This window comes from Mycolicibacterium vaccae NBRC 14118 = CIP 105934, from assembly GCF_001552715.1.
Lineage (GTDB): Bacteria > Actinomycetota > Actinomycetes > Mycobacteriales > Mycobacteriaceae > Mycobacterium > Mycobacterium vaccae.
In genome coordinates this window covers 1-13,884 of the sequence record NZ_BCRS01000155.1, presented here as the reverse complement: position 1 = coordinate 13,884, position 13,884 = coordinate 1, and the positions used below count along the sequence as shown (strand labels likewise).

At 70.0% G+C, this 13,884-nt stretch carries 16 protein-coding genes; 11 read left to right on the top strand and 5 right to left on the bottom strand.

Annotated elements, in window-relative coordinates; translation table 11 throughout:
• Nucleotides 1-179: 179 nt before the first annotated feature.
• From rplM to MVA01S_RS23745, 7 genes are all read left to right on the top strand, one after another.
• Nucleotides 180-623, top strand: coding sequence for a 50S ribosomal protein L13 (gene rplM, locus MVA01S_RS23775; protein ID WP_003929223.1), 444 nt, complete (start codon nt 180-182; stop codon nt 621-623).
• On the top strand, nt 620-1,135 hold the full coding sequence (gene rpsI, locus MVA01S_RS23770) for a 30S ribosomal protein S9 (protein WP_003929224.1): 516 nt from the start codon (nt 620-622) through the stop codon (nt 1,133-1,135). The genes rplM and rpsI overlap by 4 nt, the downstream gene beginning before the upstream one ends.
• A gap of 315 nt (nt 1,136-1,450) precedes the next feature.
• A complete protein-coding gene (locus tag MVA01S_RS23765) occupies nt 1,451-1,945 on the top strand; it encodes a hypothetical protein (protein WP_003929225.1) in 495 nt (164 codons plus the stop codon).
• Between the two features lie 140 nt (nt 1,946-2,085).
• Nucleotides 2,086-3,423: a phosphoglucosamine mutase gene (glmM, locus tag MVA01S_RS23760; RefSeq protein ID WP_003929226.1), complete on the top strand. Its 1,338-nt coding sequence runs from the start codon at nt 2,086-2,088 to the stop codon at nt 3,421-3,423.
• 43 nt (nt 3,424-3,466) lie between these two features.
• Nucleotides 3,467-3,778, top strand: coding sequence for a DUF7162 family protein (locus MVA01S_RS23755; RefSeq protein WP_003929227.1), 312 nt, complete (start codon nt 3,467-3,469; stop codon nt 3,776-3,778).
• Nucleotides 3,778-5,187 (top strand): hypothetical protein, encoded by a 1,410-nt coding sequence (locus tag MVA01S_RS23750; RefSeq protein WP_003929228.1) that lies wholly within the window; start codon nt 3,778-3,780, stop codon nt 5,185-5,187. Before MVA01S_RS23755 ends, MVA01S_RS23750 begins: the two co-directional genes overlap by 1 nt.
• Before the next feature lie 11 nt (nt 5,188-5,198).
• Nucleotides 5,199-5,813 (top strand): diacylglycerol-binding protein, encoded by a 615-nt coding sequence (locus MVA01S_RS23745; RefSeq protein WP_003929229.1) that lies wholly within the window; start codon nt 5,199-5,201, stop codon nt 5,811-5,813.
• On the opposite strand, the gene MVA01S_RS23740 is transcribed toward MVA01S_RS23745, so the two are convergent.
• Nucleotides 5,788-6,930, bottom strand: a complete 1,143-nt coding sequence (locus MVA01S_RS23740; RefSeq protein WP_003929230.1) for an acyl-CoA dehydrogenase family protein — start codon at nt 6,928-6,930, stop codon at nt 5,788-5,790. The genes MVA01S_RS23745 and MVA01S_RS23740 overlap by 26 nt on opposite strands.
• Before the next feature lie 45 nt (nt 6,931-6,975).
• On the opposite strand from MVA01S_RS23740, the gene MVA01S_RS23735 reads away from it, so the two are divergent.
• Entirely contained in the window at nt 6,976-7,551 is a 576-nt protein-coding gene (locus MVA01S_RS23735; RefSeq protein WP_003929231.1) for a TetR/AcrR family transcriptional regulator, read from the top strand.
• Between the two features lie 20 nt (nt 7,552-7,571).
• On the opposite strand, the gene MVA01S_RS23730 is transcribed toward MVA01S_RS23735, so the two are convergent.
• Genes MVA01S_RS23730 through MVA01S_RS23720 form a run of 3 tightly spaced genes read right to left on the bottom strand, consistent with a single transcriptional unit; the run spans nt 7,572 to nt 9,915 of the window.
• Nucleotides 7,572-7,994 carry a PPOX class F420-dependent oxidoreductase gene (locus MVA01S_RS23730; protein WP_003929232.1) on the bottom strand — a complete coding sequence of 141 codons (423 nt, stop codon included), beginning with the start codon at nt 7,992-7,994 and terminating at the stop codon, nt 7,572-7,574.
• Complete coding sequence (locus MVA01S_RS23725) at nt 7,991-9,028, bottom strand: LLM class F420-dependent oxidoreductase (protein ID WP_003929233.1); 1,038 nt, start codon at nt 9,026-9,028, stop codon at nt 7,991-7,993. Before MVA01S_RS23725 ends, MVA01S_RS23730 begins: the two co-directional genes overlap by 4 nt.
• Before the next feature lie 41 nt (nt 9,029-9,069).
• Nucleotides 9,070-9,915 carry a dienelactone hydrolase family protein gene (locus tag MVA01S_RS23720; protein ID WP_003929234.1) on the bottom strand — a complete coding sequence of 282 codons (846 nt, stop codon included), beginning with the start codon at nt 9,913-9,915 and terminating at the stop codon, nt 9,070-9,072.
• Nucleotides 9,916-9,971: 56 nt separating this feature from the next.
• Here MVA01S_RS23720 and glmS point away from each other — a divergent pair, with 56 nt between their 5' ends.
• Nucleotides 9,972-11,837, top strand: a complete 1,866-nt coding sequence (gene glmS / locus MVA01S_RS23715; protein ID WP_003929235.1) for a glutamine--fructose-6-phosphate transaminase (isomerizing) — start codon at nt 9,972-9,974, stop codon at nt 11,835-11,837.
• A gap of 185 nt (nt 11,838-12,022) precedes the next feature.
• Nucleotides 12,023-12,394, top strand: coding sequence for an STAS domain-containing protein (locus tag MVA01S_RS23710; protein ID WP_003929236.1), 372 nt, complete (start codon nt 12,023-12,025; stop codon nt 12,392-12,394).
• Between the two features lie 7 nt (nt 12,395-12,401).
• On the opposite strand, the gene MVA01S_RS23705 is transcribed toward MVA01S_RS23710, so the two are convergent.
• Nucleotides 12,402-12,767, bottom strand: coding sequence for a nuclear transport factor 2 family protein (locus MVA01S_RS23705; protein WP_003929237.1), 366 nt, complete (start codon nt 12,765-12,767; stop codon nt 12,402-12,404).
• 31 nt (nt 12,768-12,798) lie between these two features.
• On the opposite strand from MVA01S_RS23705, the gene MVA01S_RS23700 reads away from it, so the two are divergent.
• Nucleotides 12,799-13,884 (top strand): NAD(P)H-hydrate epimerase (locus MVA01S_RS23700; protein WP_060941716.1); only part of this gene is annotated, 1,086 nt, incomplete at its 3' end.

Here is a 13,884-nt window from a genome sequence, read left to right as displayed (position 1 = left end):
AGCGCGTTTTGACCTGCGCCGATAGCGGCAGGTAAGCTGCGTCGTTGGCGTGCGCCGGCCCTCGGGTCGTCGGTCGCCTCGGGTCCCCGCCGGTCGCCGAGGTTATGTCGATGCGCACGCCTGACCGGCACCCCCGGGTCGCATCCCGGGATCCACCCGAGAAAGAGAAGGTAAGCGCTGTGCCTACGTACACGCCGAAGGCGGGTGACACCACGCGTTCGTGGTACGTCATCGACGCCACCGACGTGGTGCTCGGCCGGCTCGCCGTCGAAGCAGCCAAGCTGCTCCGCGGCAAGCACAAGCCGACATTCACGCCCAATGTCGACGGCGGTGACTTCGTCATCGTCATCAACGCCGACAAGATCGCCGTCAGCGGCGACAAGCTCACCAAGAAGTTCGCCTACCGCCACTCGGGTTATCCCGGCGGTCTGCGCAAGCGCTCCATCGGTGAGCTGCTGCAGAAGCACCCGACCCGCGTCGTCGAGAACGCCATCACCGGGATGCTGCCGCACAACAAGCTCGGTCGTCAGATCCAGAAGAAGCTGAAGGTCTACGCCGGACCGGACCATCCGCACGCCGCTCAGCAGCCGGCCGTGTTCGAGATCAAGCAGGTGGCTCAGTGACATCCGAATTCGAGACCGAGACCGAGACCGAATACACCGAGACCGCCGAGGTCGTCGAGACCGGCGAGGGTGACTACAGCGTCGAGGTCGACGCAGATGCGGTGTACCGCGAGCCCGTGCTGATCGACCGCCCGATCCAGACCGTCGGCCGCCGCAAGGAGGCTGTGGTCCGCGTTCGCCTGGTCCCCGGCACCGGACAGTTCAACCTCGACGGCCGCACCCTGGAGAACTACTTCCCCAACAAGGTGCACCAGCAGCTCATCAAGGCGCCGCTGGTGACCGTCGACCGCGTCGAGCATTTCGACATCTACGCCCACCTCGACGGCGGCGGCCCGTCCGGACAGGCCGGTGCGCTGCGTCTGGCGATCGCCCGTGCCCTGATCCTGGTGCAGCCCGAGGACCGTCCGGCGCTGAAGAAGGCCGGCTTCCTCACGCGTGACCCGCGTGCCATCGAGCGCAAGAAGTACGGTCTGAAGAAGGCCCGCAAGGCGCCTCAGTACAGCAAGCGCTGATCGATCCACGTCCTGGCGCCCGGTCTACTCGCATCGCGAGTGGCCGGGCGTCAGTCGTTTCCGGCGCGAAGAGAAGGGTTTCGTACGGAATGTGGGCTGTCCCACAGCAGCCATTCCAGGAAATGGCCATACAGCCCTGCACTGCAACGCAGTCGAAATAGTTAATTAGGCACAAAGGGGTATCTGCTTTCGCTCCGCGGCGCGGTTTGAATTCGGCCGATCGGGTACGTAACCCTCGGAACTTGGAGCCAGGGCGCCTGACGGCGTCGGTGAGAATCTCTTGCCCATGGTTCCGCGAATGCAAAGGAGTGATTGATGAACTTCGTCAAGAACGCCGCAGCGGGTGCTTTCCTCGGTGGATCGCTGCTTTTCTCCGCCGGCCTCGGAATGGCGTACGCGCAACCGGCCGACGGTTCGGACGGTCTGGTGAACCTGGCCATCGGCGACGTGACGCTGCTGGAAAGCGCGTCCCCCGACACGGTCGCCTCCGCGGCCGGCGCCATCTGCGGCGCGGTCCCCGCCGACGTGACGGCTGTGGCGACCGAGGTCGACGGCAGCAGCGTCGAGCAGACGGTGTGCTCGGGCCTGCCCGGTGGCGATCTGGTCATCGCACAGAACGTCGCGAGCGGCCCGGCCGAGTCCCCGGCAGCGCCCAGCTCGCCGACGGCGGCCCCGGCTCCGGCCGAGGAAGCTGTGCCTGAGGGCGGTGCCGAAGGTACCTCCGGTACGGGTGAGGGCCTCGGCGCGCCGGAAGGCACCGGGGCGGCTGACGGCGGCTCCGTGCCGCTGCCCAGCGACAGCGAAGGCTAAGCAGTTCCTTCCTCACCGCCCGCATCCTGAACAGGGTGCGGGCGGTGAGTCGTTTCTGCGCTGTCGGCAGACTTGTGACGTGGATAATCACGCGCAGGCGCAATTGGCTCGGGAGCCCAGACCTGTGAGAGGTTGGCACGATGGCTCGACTGTTCGGCACCGATGGAGTGCGCGGCGTCGCCAACCTTGAGCTGACCGCCGAGCTGGCGATGGCGCTGGGTTCGGCGGCCGCCCGACGTCTCGCAACCAGCGGCGAGACCCGCAGACGGGTCGCCGTGGTCGGGCGTGACCCGCGGGCCAGCGGCGAGATGCTGGAGGCGGCCGTGATCGCCGGGGTCGCCAGTGAGGGCGTCGACGTTCTCCGGGTCGGTGTGCTGCCGACGCCGGCGGTCGCGTACCTGACCAGCGCCTACGACGCCGACTTCGGCGTGATGATCTCGGCGTCGCACAATCCGATGCCCGACAACGGCATCAAGATCTTCGGCCCCGGCGGGCACAAGCTGGACGACGCCACCGAGGACCGCATCGAGGAGCTCGTGCAGCAGGGACCCGGCGCGCGTCCGACCGGCGCGGGCATTGGACGGGTGGTCGCCGCGGAGGACGCCCTGGAGCGTTATCTGCGTCACGTCGGTAAAGCCGCGACCACCCGGCTGGATTCGCTGACCGTCGTCGTCGACTGTGCGCACGGCGCGGCCTCGGATGCGGCACCGCGCGCGTACCGCGCCGCGGGGGCGAACGTCATCCCGATCAACGCGGAGCCCGACGGCCTGAACATCAACGACGGATGCGGCTCGACGCACATGCAGACGCTGCGCTCGGCGGTGGTCTCCTACGGCGCCGACCTCGGCCTGGCCCACGACGGCGACGCCGACCGCTGCCTGGCCGTCGACGCGCATGGCCGCGTCATCGACGGCGACGCGATCATGGTGGTGCTCGCCCTGGCCATGCGGGAGGCCGGCGAACTCGCCTCCGACACGCTGGTCGCCACGGTGATGAGCAACATGGGCCTGCACCTGGCGATGCGGTCGGCCGGCATCGACGTCCGCACCACCGGCGTCGGCGACCGCTACGTGTTGGAGGAGTTGCGCGCGGGACGTTTCGCGCTCGGCGGCGAGCAGTCGGGGCACATTGTGCTGCCGAGCTTCGGCACCACCGGTGACGGCATCGTCACGGGCCTGCGGCTGATGGCCCGGATGGCCCAGACCGGTCTGAGCCTGGCCGAGCTGGCCGAACCGATGCAGACCCTCCCGCAGGTACTGATCAACGTCGCGGTCACCGACAAGGCGACCGTGGCCGACGCTCCCTCGGTGCGCGACGCGGTCGCGCGGGTCGAGGCTGAGCTCGGCGACACCGGACGAATCCTGTTGCGGCCCTCAGGAACCGAGCAGGTGGTCCGGGTCATGGTGGAGGCTGCCGATGAGGACACCGCGCGGCAGATGGCGGCGCGGGTCGCGGAGTCGGTCAGCGCACAACGCTGAAATCCGCGGGAACCGGCCGGGCTCGGCCGGCGTCCAATCTCATATGGGTATTGCAGGCGCGGCCCGCGTCGACACGGCGGCGGTGCGCGCGATCGCGCGCGAATACGAGACGGTGGCGGCGATCCTCGACGCCACGGTCCGCACACATCTGAGCGGTCTGGGCTTCGGCGGGGCGACAGCGGGACGCGCCCACGTGGCGCACGGCGATGCGTTGCGCGGCAAGCTTTTCGACGTCATCACCGGGCTGCGGCAGTGGTCGCGTGCGGCCGAGGAGATCGCTGCGGCACTGCGGGGCTCCGTCGAGCGCTACCAGTCCGGTGACGCGGCTGCCGCGGATCGGGTCGGGCGACCGTGATGCCCGAAAGCTTCGATGCTGCAGCGTATCTGGCCACCGGGCGACCCGCGGTGGAGAACCTGCAGAACTATGTGTGGGCGTGTCACCAGCTCGGCTACCACCACCCCGACCTGACGCTGCACCCCGGTCAGCTGCGGGACTGGTACGGCACCGAGGACGGGCTGGACCTCGGGGTGCTCGCACGCGACTGCGCGGCGCTGGAGGACGCGCTGCGCGCATCGCAGGATGCGCTGGCCGGCCAGGACCGGCAGCTGGCCCAGTTGTCCGCGGCCTGGGAGGGCGCGGGCGCCGACGCCGCCACCGGATTTCTGCACCGGCACGCCGAGGCGTCCACGGCGGTCACCGCGATGTTGCGGGCCGCGGCGCACGCGCTGGCCGCGCTCGGTGAGGAGCTGCGGCACGCCGTGGGGGCCAAAGCCGACGCCGCCACGAGCATCGAGGAACGCACCGCCCCCGCACGCACCGAGTGGCTTGCGGCCGCGGCGACGGTCACCACCGGAGCCGGCGACCGCGCCGCCGCCGCCGAGCTGGTCGACCAGGCGGTGAAGCCGTTCGTCGTCGGCCCGGTGGCCACCGAATGGCTGACGGCGATGCAGCACTCCGTGGCATCGGTCTCGGCAGCCTACGAACGCTCGCTGGCCGACATCGGCGGTGACGCGGCACCGGTGTTCGGCGTCCCCGGCGACCTCGGTCCGGTGCGGAGCGCCGCGCGCGAGTCCGACTGCAACGACGAGGTGCGCTGCCGCGAGCCCGCGGCTGCACCTGCCTTCGGGAGCGCACCGGCGGCGCCCAACATGCCCAACATGCCCACCACGCCCGCAGCGTGGAGTGCTCCCGAGCCGCCACCCGCAGCGCCAGTCCCCACGGCATCGGTCCCCACAGCATCGGTCCCCACAGCATCGGTCCCCACAGCGCCGATCCCTACAGCACCAGTCCCCACAGCGCCGCCGCCAGCACCGGTCCCCGGCATGGGAGCCGGCCTACCGGACCTCGGCAGCGGGCTGTCGGGACTGGGTTCGCCATTCGCCGACATGCTGGGTGGCCTGCTGGGCGGGACCGACAGCGGTCTACCCGAACCTGACCTGCCGGGGACCGACCTGGACGAAGACGAGCCCGGCCTGGACGAGCCCGACCTGCGCGAGGACGAGGACGAGCCGGCCGAGGACGAGGACGAGGGCGAGGACGGCGAACCCGTCGACGACATCGCGGCCACGTCCGCACCCGGACCCGCTGAAGAACAACCCTGCGAGTCCCCGGCCGAGCCCGTCGAAGAGACCGCGGCGCCGACACCGGTGCCGGCGCCGCCGCCGGCCGAACCGCTGCCGCCTGCCGAACCCGCGGCCGCAGACCAGACCCCCTGCGAGATCGCCGCCGACGAAGTGCCGCAGGTCGGAGAACCCGCCGGGTAGCGTCAGCCGGCGTGAAGCTGCGAATCCCGGAAGTGGTGTCCCTGTTTCTGCTCGGCGCGGTCGCGGCGCTGATCGGCGACCACAGCCACGTGGCTACCGGGACCACCGTCTACCACACCGACGCGGTGCCGTTCCTGTGGAGCAGCCCGCTGTGGTTCCCGGTCCTGGTCGGCGCGGCCACGGTGTCGCTGGCCGAACTGCGGCTGCATCTGCCCGCGCTGCGGGCGGGCGTGACGGCCCGGCAGGCACTGGGCGGTGTCGCCGCGGTCGTCGGCACCTATGCCACCACCGCGCTGGTGCATTCCGCGGCGGCGGTTCCGGTCACCGCGCTGGTGTCTGCGGCGGCGGTGATCACCTGGTGCGTGCTCGGCGACGGACCGGGTGCGGCCTGCGGGGCGGTGATCGCCGTGGTCGGTCCCACAGTCGAGATCGCGTTGGTGCACCTGGATGTATTCGCCTACCACGCGGATGCGGACGGGCTGTTCGGCGTCGCGCCGTTTCTGGTGCCGCTGTACTTCGCGTTCGGCGTGGTCGCCGCGTTGCTGGGGGAGCTCGTGGTGGTGCGCCGGCCGCTGACCGGCGCACCGGTGTGCGACACCGTCAGCCGCGCGCCAGGTGCCGGCTGATCACCAACCGCTGAATCTGGTTGGTGCCCTCGAAGATCTGCATGATCTTGGCTTCGCGCATGTACCGCTCGACCCGGTAGTCGCGGGTGTAGCCGGCGCCGCCGAGCACCTGGACGGCGTCGGTGGTGACCTTCATCGCCGCGTCGGTGGCCACCAGCTTGGCCACCGACGCCTGCCGGGAGTACGGCAGTCCCGCGTCCCGGCGCCGGGCCGCGTCGATATAGGTCGCGCGGGCGGAGTCGACGGCAGCGGCCATGTCGGCGAGCAGGAACGCCAGCCCCTGGTGGTCGATGATCTTGCGGCCGAAGGTCGTTCGCTGCTGGCTGTAGTCGACGGCCTGGTCGAGGGCGGCCTGGGCCAGCCCGACCGCGACCGCCGCGATACCCAGCCGGCCGGAATCCAGTGCGCTGAAGGCGATCTGCAGACCCTGGCCCTCGGCGCCGATCCGCCGGTCGGCCTCGACGAACGCGTTGTCGTAGTGCGCGGCGGTGGTCGGCACCGCGTGCAGGCCCATCTTCTCCTCGGGCTTGCCGAAGCTCAGGCCCTCGGTGTCCTTGGGTACCAGGAAGCACGAGATGCCCTGTGAGCCTTCGCCGGTGCGGGCGAACAGGTTGTAGAAGTCGGCGATCCCCCCGTGGGTGATCCACGCTTTCGCGCCGGTGATGCGGTAGCCGCCGTCGGAAGCGACGGCCTTGCAGGCCAGCGCGGCCGCATCGGAGCCGGCCTGGGGTTCGGACAGGCTGTAGGCGCCGACGGTGGCGCCGCTCAGCATCTCGGGCAGCCAGCGCTGCCGTTGCTCGTCGGTGCCGAAGCTCATCAGCGGGTGGCAGGACAGGCTGTGCACGCTGACGGCGACAGCGACGGCGGCCCAGCGGGCGGCAAGCTCTTCGAGCACCTGCAGGTACACCTCGTAGGGCTGGCCACCGCCGCCCCACTCCTCGGGGTAGGGCAGGCTCAGCAGCCCCGCCTCGCCGAGGGTCGCGAAGACCCCGTCGGGGTAGGTCTCGTCCTTCTCGTGCTGGTCGACGATCGGGTCGAGGACCTTGTCGCCGATCTGGCGGGCGAGGTCGACGAGATCGCGGGCGTCGTCGGACGGGAGGAGGCGCTCAACTGCCATACGCTGGACAGTACTACAGGACATTTTCCAGTACTGTTCGGTGTTGTGACCAGGCCCGCCTTCGCCACCCGGCGCCGCACCGAGCTGTTCGACGCGCTGACCGCGCTGTTCCTGGCCGAGGGATTCGCGCATCTGACCCTCGACGAGATCGCCGCGCGCCTGCGCTGCTCGAAATCGACGCTGTACACGCTGGCCGACAGCAAGGAGCAGTTGGTGCGTGCCGCCACCGTGCACTTCTTCCGGTCGGCGACCGAGTCGGTCGAGGCCCGGGTGGCCGTGGTGAGCGGGGCCCGGGACCGGATCGCGGCGTACCTGAGCGCCGTCGGCGCCGCGCTGGATCCCGCCTCGGACCGGTTCATGGCCGATCTGGATGCGTTCGCCCCGGCGCGCGACATCTACGAGAAGAACACCCGGATCGCCGCCCGGCGGGTGCAGGAGCTGATCGCCGAGGGCGTCGCCGCGGGGGAGTTCCGTGACGTTCACGCCGCCTTCGCCGCCGACCTCGTCACCACGGTGATGGTGCGCATCCAGCAGCGGGTGGTGCGGGACAACACCGGCCTCGACGACGCGCGTGCCTACCGCGAGCTCGCCGCGATCCTGACCGGCGGCATCCAGGCCTGAGGTGCCGTCAGTCCGCGCCGTCAGTCCGCGAGGTTGAACGCCGCGATCACCTTGGTCGGGGCCAGCCGCACGATCAGCTCGCCGGGCACCCCGTTGCGCCGGCCGAACTCCTCGGCGCGGTCGGCACCCATATAGCGCCCGCCGATCCGGGTCGCGGTCGACAGCAGCTCGGCGGGATCCTCGCCGAGGGTCGCGGTGCCCTGGATCTGCACGAACGAGAACGGCGGCCGCTCGTCGTCGACGCAGACCGTGATGCGGGGGTCGCGTACCAGCGCACGACCCTTGGCGGTGTCGCTGCCGGTGTTGAAGACGATCTGGCCGTCGTCGACGACGAACCACACGGGCGCGACGAGCGGTCTGCCGTCCGCGGCGAGGTAACCCACCTTGGCGGTGCGGGTGCCCTCGCTCAGGAAGGCGATGACGTCGTCGGACAGCTCCGTCATAGAAGCGACTGTAACTCCTCGACGAACTTGATGGTCTCGCGTCGATCACCGGAGAGCGGATGGACCAGCATCGTGGTCACGCCGGCCTCGGCGAACGCGGCGAGGCGTTCTTTGACGAACCCGGCGGGGCCGACCAGCGACACCTGGCGGACCAGCTCGTCGGGAACCGCGTCGATGGCCTCGGCCTTCTTGCCCGCCAGGTACAGATTCTGGATGTGGTCGGCCACCTCGCCGAAGCCGTAGCGGGTGGCGAGGTTGTGGTAGAAGTTCTTCCCACGTGCACCCATGCCGCCGATGTAGAGCGCCAATTGTGGCTTGGCCCAAGCCAACCGGTCGTCGACGTGGTCGCCGATCGCCAGGCTGGCGCTGACCATCACGTCGAGCGGGCCCAGCGCGGGATCGCGCCGGGACGCGCCTGCGCGCAGCGCGTCACCCCAGACGTCGTCGGCTTTCTCGGGGTAGAAGAACACCGGCTGCCAGCCCTCGGCGATCTCGGCGGTCAGCTCCACGTTCTTCGGCCCGAGCGCGGCGATGGTGATCGGGATACGTTCCCGGACAGGATGATTGATGAGCTTGAGCGGCTTGCCCAGGCCGGTGCCCTTCTCGCTGGGCAACGGAAGCTGGTAGTGCTTGCCGTCGAAGGCGAGCCGCTCGCGGCGCCACACCTGCCTGCAGATCTCGACGACCTCGCGGGTCCGGCCCAGCGGGGCGTCGAACGGGACGCCGTGGAAGCCCTCGACCACCTGCGGGCCCGAGGTGCCCAGGCCGAGCCGGAAGCGCCCGTCGGAGATGTAGTCCAGGCCCGCCGCGGTCATCGCCATCAAGGCCGGGGTGCGGGTGTAGATCGGCACCACGCCGGTGCCCAGCTCGATCCGCGACGTTCTGGCGGCCAGGAAGCCGAGCTGGCTGATCGCGTCGAAGGAGTAGGCCTCGGCCACCAGCGCGATGTCGACGCCGATCTTCTCGCACTCGACGACCTCGTCGACCGCTTCCAGAAACCCGCCGGCGTAGCTGAGGAATATCCCGGTCCGCATCCGTCAGGTATAACACCCAACCGGTTGGTTGGGAAGCGCGGCTACGGTTTGAGGAGCGCGACGACCTTGTTCTCCAGGTCCACCGGATCCTCGGCGAACGGGTCCATCACGGCCGCCTTGGGCAGCTCGGCCTCCGCGTCGGCGAACATCCGGTAGGTCTTGTCACCGGTCAGCGTGTACAGCAGGAAGCCCGTCATCAGCGCCCGCACGATCCGCTGGGTGTTCTTGTCGGCACCCGGCAGCCCCACCACGGTGGCCAGCCGTCGGCCTTCGACGAGTCCGCCGGACTTGGTCTTGGAGGTGGTCCGCAACGTCGCGGACTTCCACGCCCGCGCCAGTTCCACGGCGTTGGAGCGCAGCGTCATCGGATCGCCGGGATCGGTCAGGATCAGTCCCGGGACGGTCAGGCCCGCCGCGGGCGCCTCGGCGGCCGGACTGGAGACCGTGGGATAGGCCGCGACGACCCCCTTCGGCTTGACCGGGAGCCCGGCGGCGGCGAACACCACCGCCGACGCCCCAAAGCCGTGGCCGGCCAGGCCCAGCTTGTTCGGATGCACGCTGATGTCACCCTGGCCGAGCCGCACCCCGGAGATGATGTCCAGCGTCGTGCCCAGGTCGAAGGCCAGATTGAGCACCGACGGCGCCAGGCCGGTCTCGGTGTCGGGCGCCGCGGCGACGATGCCCCAGGACGCCAGATGTTCCAGCGTCCCGTGGTACCGGCCGGCCGATGTGATCCAGTCGTGGGCGAACGCCACACCGGGCAGATTCTTGCCCTCCGCCGGGGTGTAGACAATGCCTGGTTGACCGGCGAAGGCCAGGTCACCGCGCAGAACCCGGTGCGGTCCACGACGAGTCAACGCGGCAAAGAGCTTCTTCGGGCTGGCCACCCGATGACCGTATCCCAACCCGGTCAGGGGCGTCTTCTGCCGTACCCTGGATCCCTATGTGCGGAATCGTCGGCTATGTGGGGCAGCGTTCTGCCTGCGGCATCGTCGTCGACGCGCTACGCCGCATGGAGTACCGAGGGTACGACTCCGCCGGTGTCGCGCTGGTCGACGGCCAGGGCGGGCTCACCGTGCGCCGTAAGGCGGGGCGGCTGGCGAACCTGGAAGCCGCGCTTGCCGAGAGCGGACCGGACCACCTGGTCGGGGCGACCGGCCTCGGTCACACCCGGTGGGCCACCCATGGCAGGCCCACCGACCGCAACGCGCACCCGCACCGGGACGCGTCCGGGCGGGTCGCCGTCGTGCACAACGGCATCATCGAGAACTTCGCGCCGCTGCGCAGTGAGCTGGAGGCCGCCGGGGTCGAGTTCGCCAGCGACACCGACAGCGAGGTCGCCGTGCACCTGGTCGCCCGCGAATACGTCGAAGGCGAGAACGCCGGCGACTTCCCCGCCTCGGTGCTGGCGGTGCTGCGGCGCCTGGAGGGGCACTTCACCCTGGTCTTCGCGCACGCCGACGACCCGGGCACCATCGTCGCCGCCCGCCGGTCCACCCCGCTGGTGCTCGGTGTCGGGGACGGCGAGATGTTCGTCGGCTCCGACGTCGCGGCGTTCATCGAGCACACCCGCGAGGCCGTCGAGCTCGGGCAGGACCAGGCCGTCGTCGTCACCGCCGACGGTTACCGCATCACCGACTTCCACGGCGTCGACACCCAGGACTACCGCGAGTTCCACATCGACTGGGACACCTCGGCCGCCGAGAAGGGCGGCTACGAGTACTTCATGCTCAAGGAGATCGCCGAGCAGCCCGCCGCGGTGTCCGACACGCTGCTGGGGCACTTCGCCGACAACCGCATCGTGCTCGACGAGCAGCGCCTCTCCGACCAGGAACTGCGCGACATCGACAAGGTCTTCGTGGTGGCCTGCGGCACGGCCTACCACTCCGGGCTGCTGGCCAAGTACGCGATCGAGCACTGGACCCGACTCCCGGTCGAGGTCGAGCTCGCCAGTGAATTCCGTTACCGGGACCCGGTTTTGGACAGCCACACCCTGGTGGTGGCGATCTCCCAGTCCGGTGAGACCGCCGACACCCTGGAAGCGGTCCGGCACGCCAAGGAGCAGAAGGCCAAGGTGCTGGCGATCTGCAACACCAACGGCAGCCAGATCCCCCGCGAGTGTGACGCGGTGCTCTACACCCGCGCCGGACCGGAGATCGGCGTCGCGTCGACCAAGACGTTCCTGGCCCAGATCACCGCGAATTACCTTGTCGGACTGGCGCTCGCGCAGGCGCGAGGCACCAAGTACCCCGACGAGGTGGCCCGCGAGTACCACGCCCTGGAAGCAATGCCCGACCTGATCTCGCGGGTGCTCGAGACCTCGGAGCCGGTCGTGCAGCTGGCCAAGAAGTTCGCGGCGTCACAGACGGTGCTGTTCCTGGGCCGCCACGTCGGCTATCCGGTGGCGCTCGAAGGCGCGCTGAAGCTCAAGGAACTGGCGTACATGCACGCGGAGGGCTTCGCCGCCGGCGAACTCAAGCACGGCCCGATCGCGCTGATCGAGGACGGCCTGCCGGTGTTCGTCGTGATGCCGTCACCGAAGAACGCGGCGATGCTGCACTCCAAGCTGATGTCGAACATCCGCGAGATCCAGGCCCGCGGCGCCGTCACCATCGTGATCGCCGAGGAGGGCGACGACGCGGTGCGGCCGTACGCGGATCACCTGATCGAAATCCCCGCGGTGTCAACGCTTTTCCAGCCGTTGCTGTCGACGATCCCGATGCAGCTGTTCTCGGCGGGGGTGGCCCAGGCCCGCGGTTACGACGTGGACAAGCCGCGCAACCTCGCGAAGTCGGTGACCGTCGAATAGCGCCCCGGCGAGTTTCCGGACCGGAATTGCTAACGCTTTGCGTGACTCGGCCGATAAGCCGGGTAATGAACCGTTGTGCAGCAATCTCCGTCGGCATGGGCCGTATTGACGTGGCTTCCAACAGGGCGAGCCAGCGACTTCGCAGGTAATGCGCGTTGCTGCCGTGACAGAGCCGGGGGACGGCAATGATTTCGACTGGACAGACGCGCAGTGGCAACTTCACCGTCACACCGCGGCGCGAGGGTGACGTGCTGGTGCTCTACGTCAGCGGCGACCTGGATGTGCTCACCGCGCCTACGCTGAGCACCCACCTGGACGTGGCACTGACCGATGCGCCGGCGGTGGTGATCGTGGACATCACCGCGGTGACGTTCCTGTCGTCGGCCGGGATCGGTCTGCTCGTCGAGACCCACCGACTGACCGAGCGGGGCGGGATCTCGCTGCGGGTGGTCGCCGACGGTGCGGCCACCAGCCGGCCGCTGCGCATGATGCGGATCGACGAGGTGATCGACCTGTATCCGACGACGGCCGAGGCCCGGGCCGGCCGGCGGTCGTGAACGGGTCTCAGCCTCTGCGCGACTGCTGATACAGCACCAGGGCCCACCGGTCGGCGCGGCGGTGGTACACCGAGGACATCGCGCCGACGAACGGCTCGTCCTCGCCGTCCCGCCAGCCGGTGCCGGTGTACACCAGTGCCGCGTTGTCGTCGTCGATCTCGACCACGTGGACGTCGCTGATCTCGTACCGCGCCCACGGCGGCGACTGGCCCAACGCCGAGACGACCGTCGGGCGGTCCATGACCATGCCGTTGGCGAGCACCATGACTGCGTCGTCGGTCATCAGCCCGCCGTAGAACGTGTCGCCGGTGCCGTCGCACAGTGACTTCCACCCGGCATTTTCCAGTTCAAGGAGTTCGTCGCGTAGTGCCATGAGCGCTGAGTACCCACGTACCGTGAGTCGGATGCGGTACTTCTACAGCGCAGATGCCATCCGCGACGCCGAAGCGCCACTGCTGGCCTCCCTGCCCGACGGTGTGCTGATGCGCCGGGCGGCGTTCGGGCTGGCCACCGTGATCGCCACCGAGCTCGGCACCGTCTCCGGGAGGAGCGTGTGCGCGGTCGTCGGCTCCGGCGACAACGGCGGCGACGCGCTGTGGGCGGCGACGATTCTGCGCCGCCGCGGCGCCCACGCGTCGGCGGTGCTGCTCAACCCCGAGCGCGCCCATGAGAAGGCGCTCGCGGCGTTCCTGCGCGCGGGCGGTCGCATCGTCGAAACGGTGCCGCCGGCAACGGATCTGGTGATCGACGGAATCGTCGGCATCTCCGGGTCGGGTCCGCTTCGGCCCCACGCAGCCGAGATCTTCGACGCCGTCGCCGACGCCGGAATCCCGGTCGTCGCGGTCGACCTGCCCAGCGGGGTCGATGTGCAGACCGGGGCGGCCGACGGCCCACACGTCCGGCCCGCACTGACGGTCACCTTCGGGGGGCTCAAACCCGTTCATGCGCTGGGGGACTGCGGCCGGGTCGAACTCGTCGACATCGGCCTCGACCTCGCTCCCACCGGACTGCGGGCGTTCGACGCCGACGACGTCGCGGCGCGCTGGCCGGTCCCGGGTCCCCACGACGACAAGTACAGCCAGGGCGTCACCGGGGTGATGGCCGGCTCGGCCACCTATCCCGGCGCGGCGATCCTGTGCACAGGTGCCGCGGTGGCGGCCACTTCCGGGATGGTCCGCTACGCCGGAACCGCCGCCGCCGAGGTCGTCTCGCACTGGCCGGAGGTGATCGCCACCGCCGACCACGCGAGCACGGGCCGGGTTCAGGCGTGGGTGGTCGGTCCCGGTCTCGGCACCGACGAACGCGCCGCGGCGGCCCTGGTTTTCGCGTTGGAGAGCGACCTGCCGGTGATCGTCGACGCGGACGGGCTGACGATTCTGGCGGCGCACCCGGAACTCGTCGCCGACCGCGCCGCCCCGACCGTGCTGACCCCGCACGCCGGGGAGTTCGCCCGGCTCGCGGGGTCACCGCCGGGCGCCGACCGGGTCGGC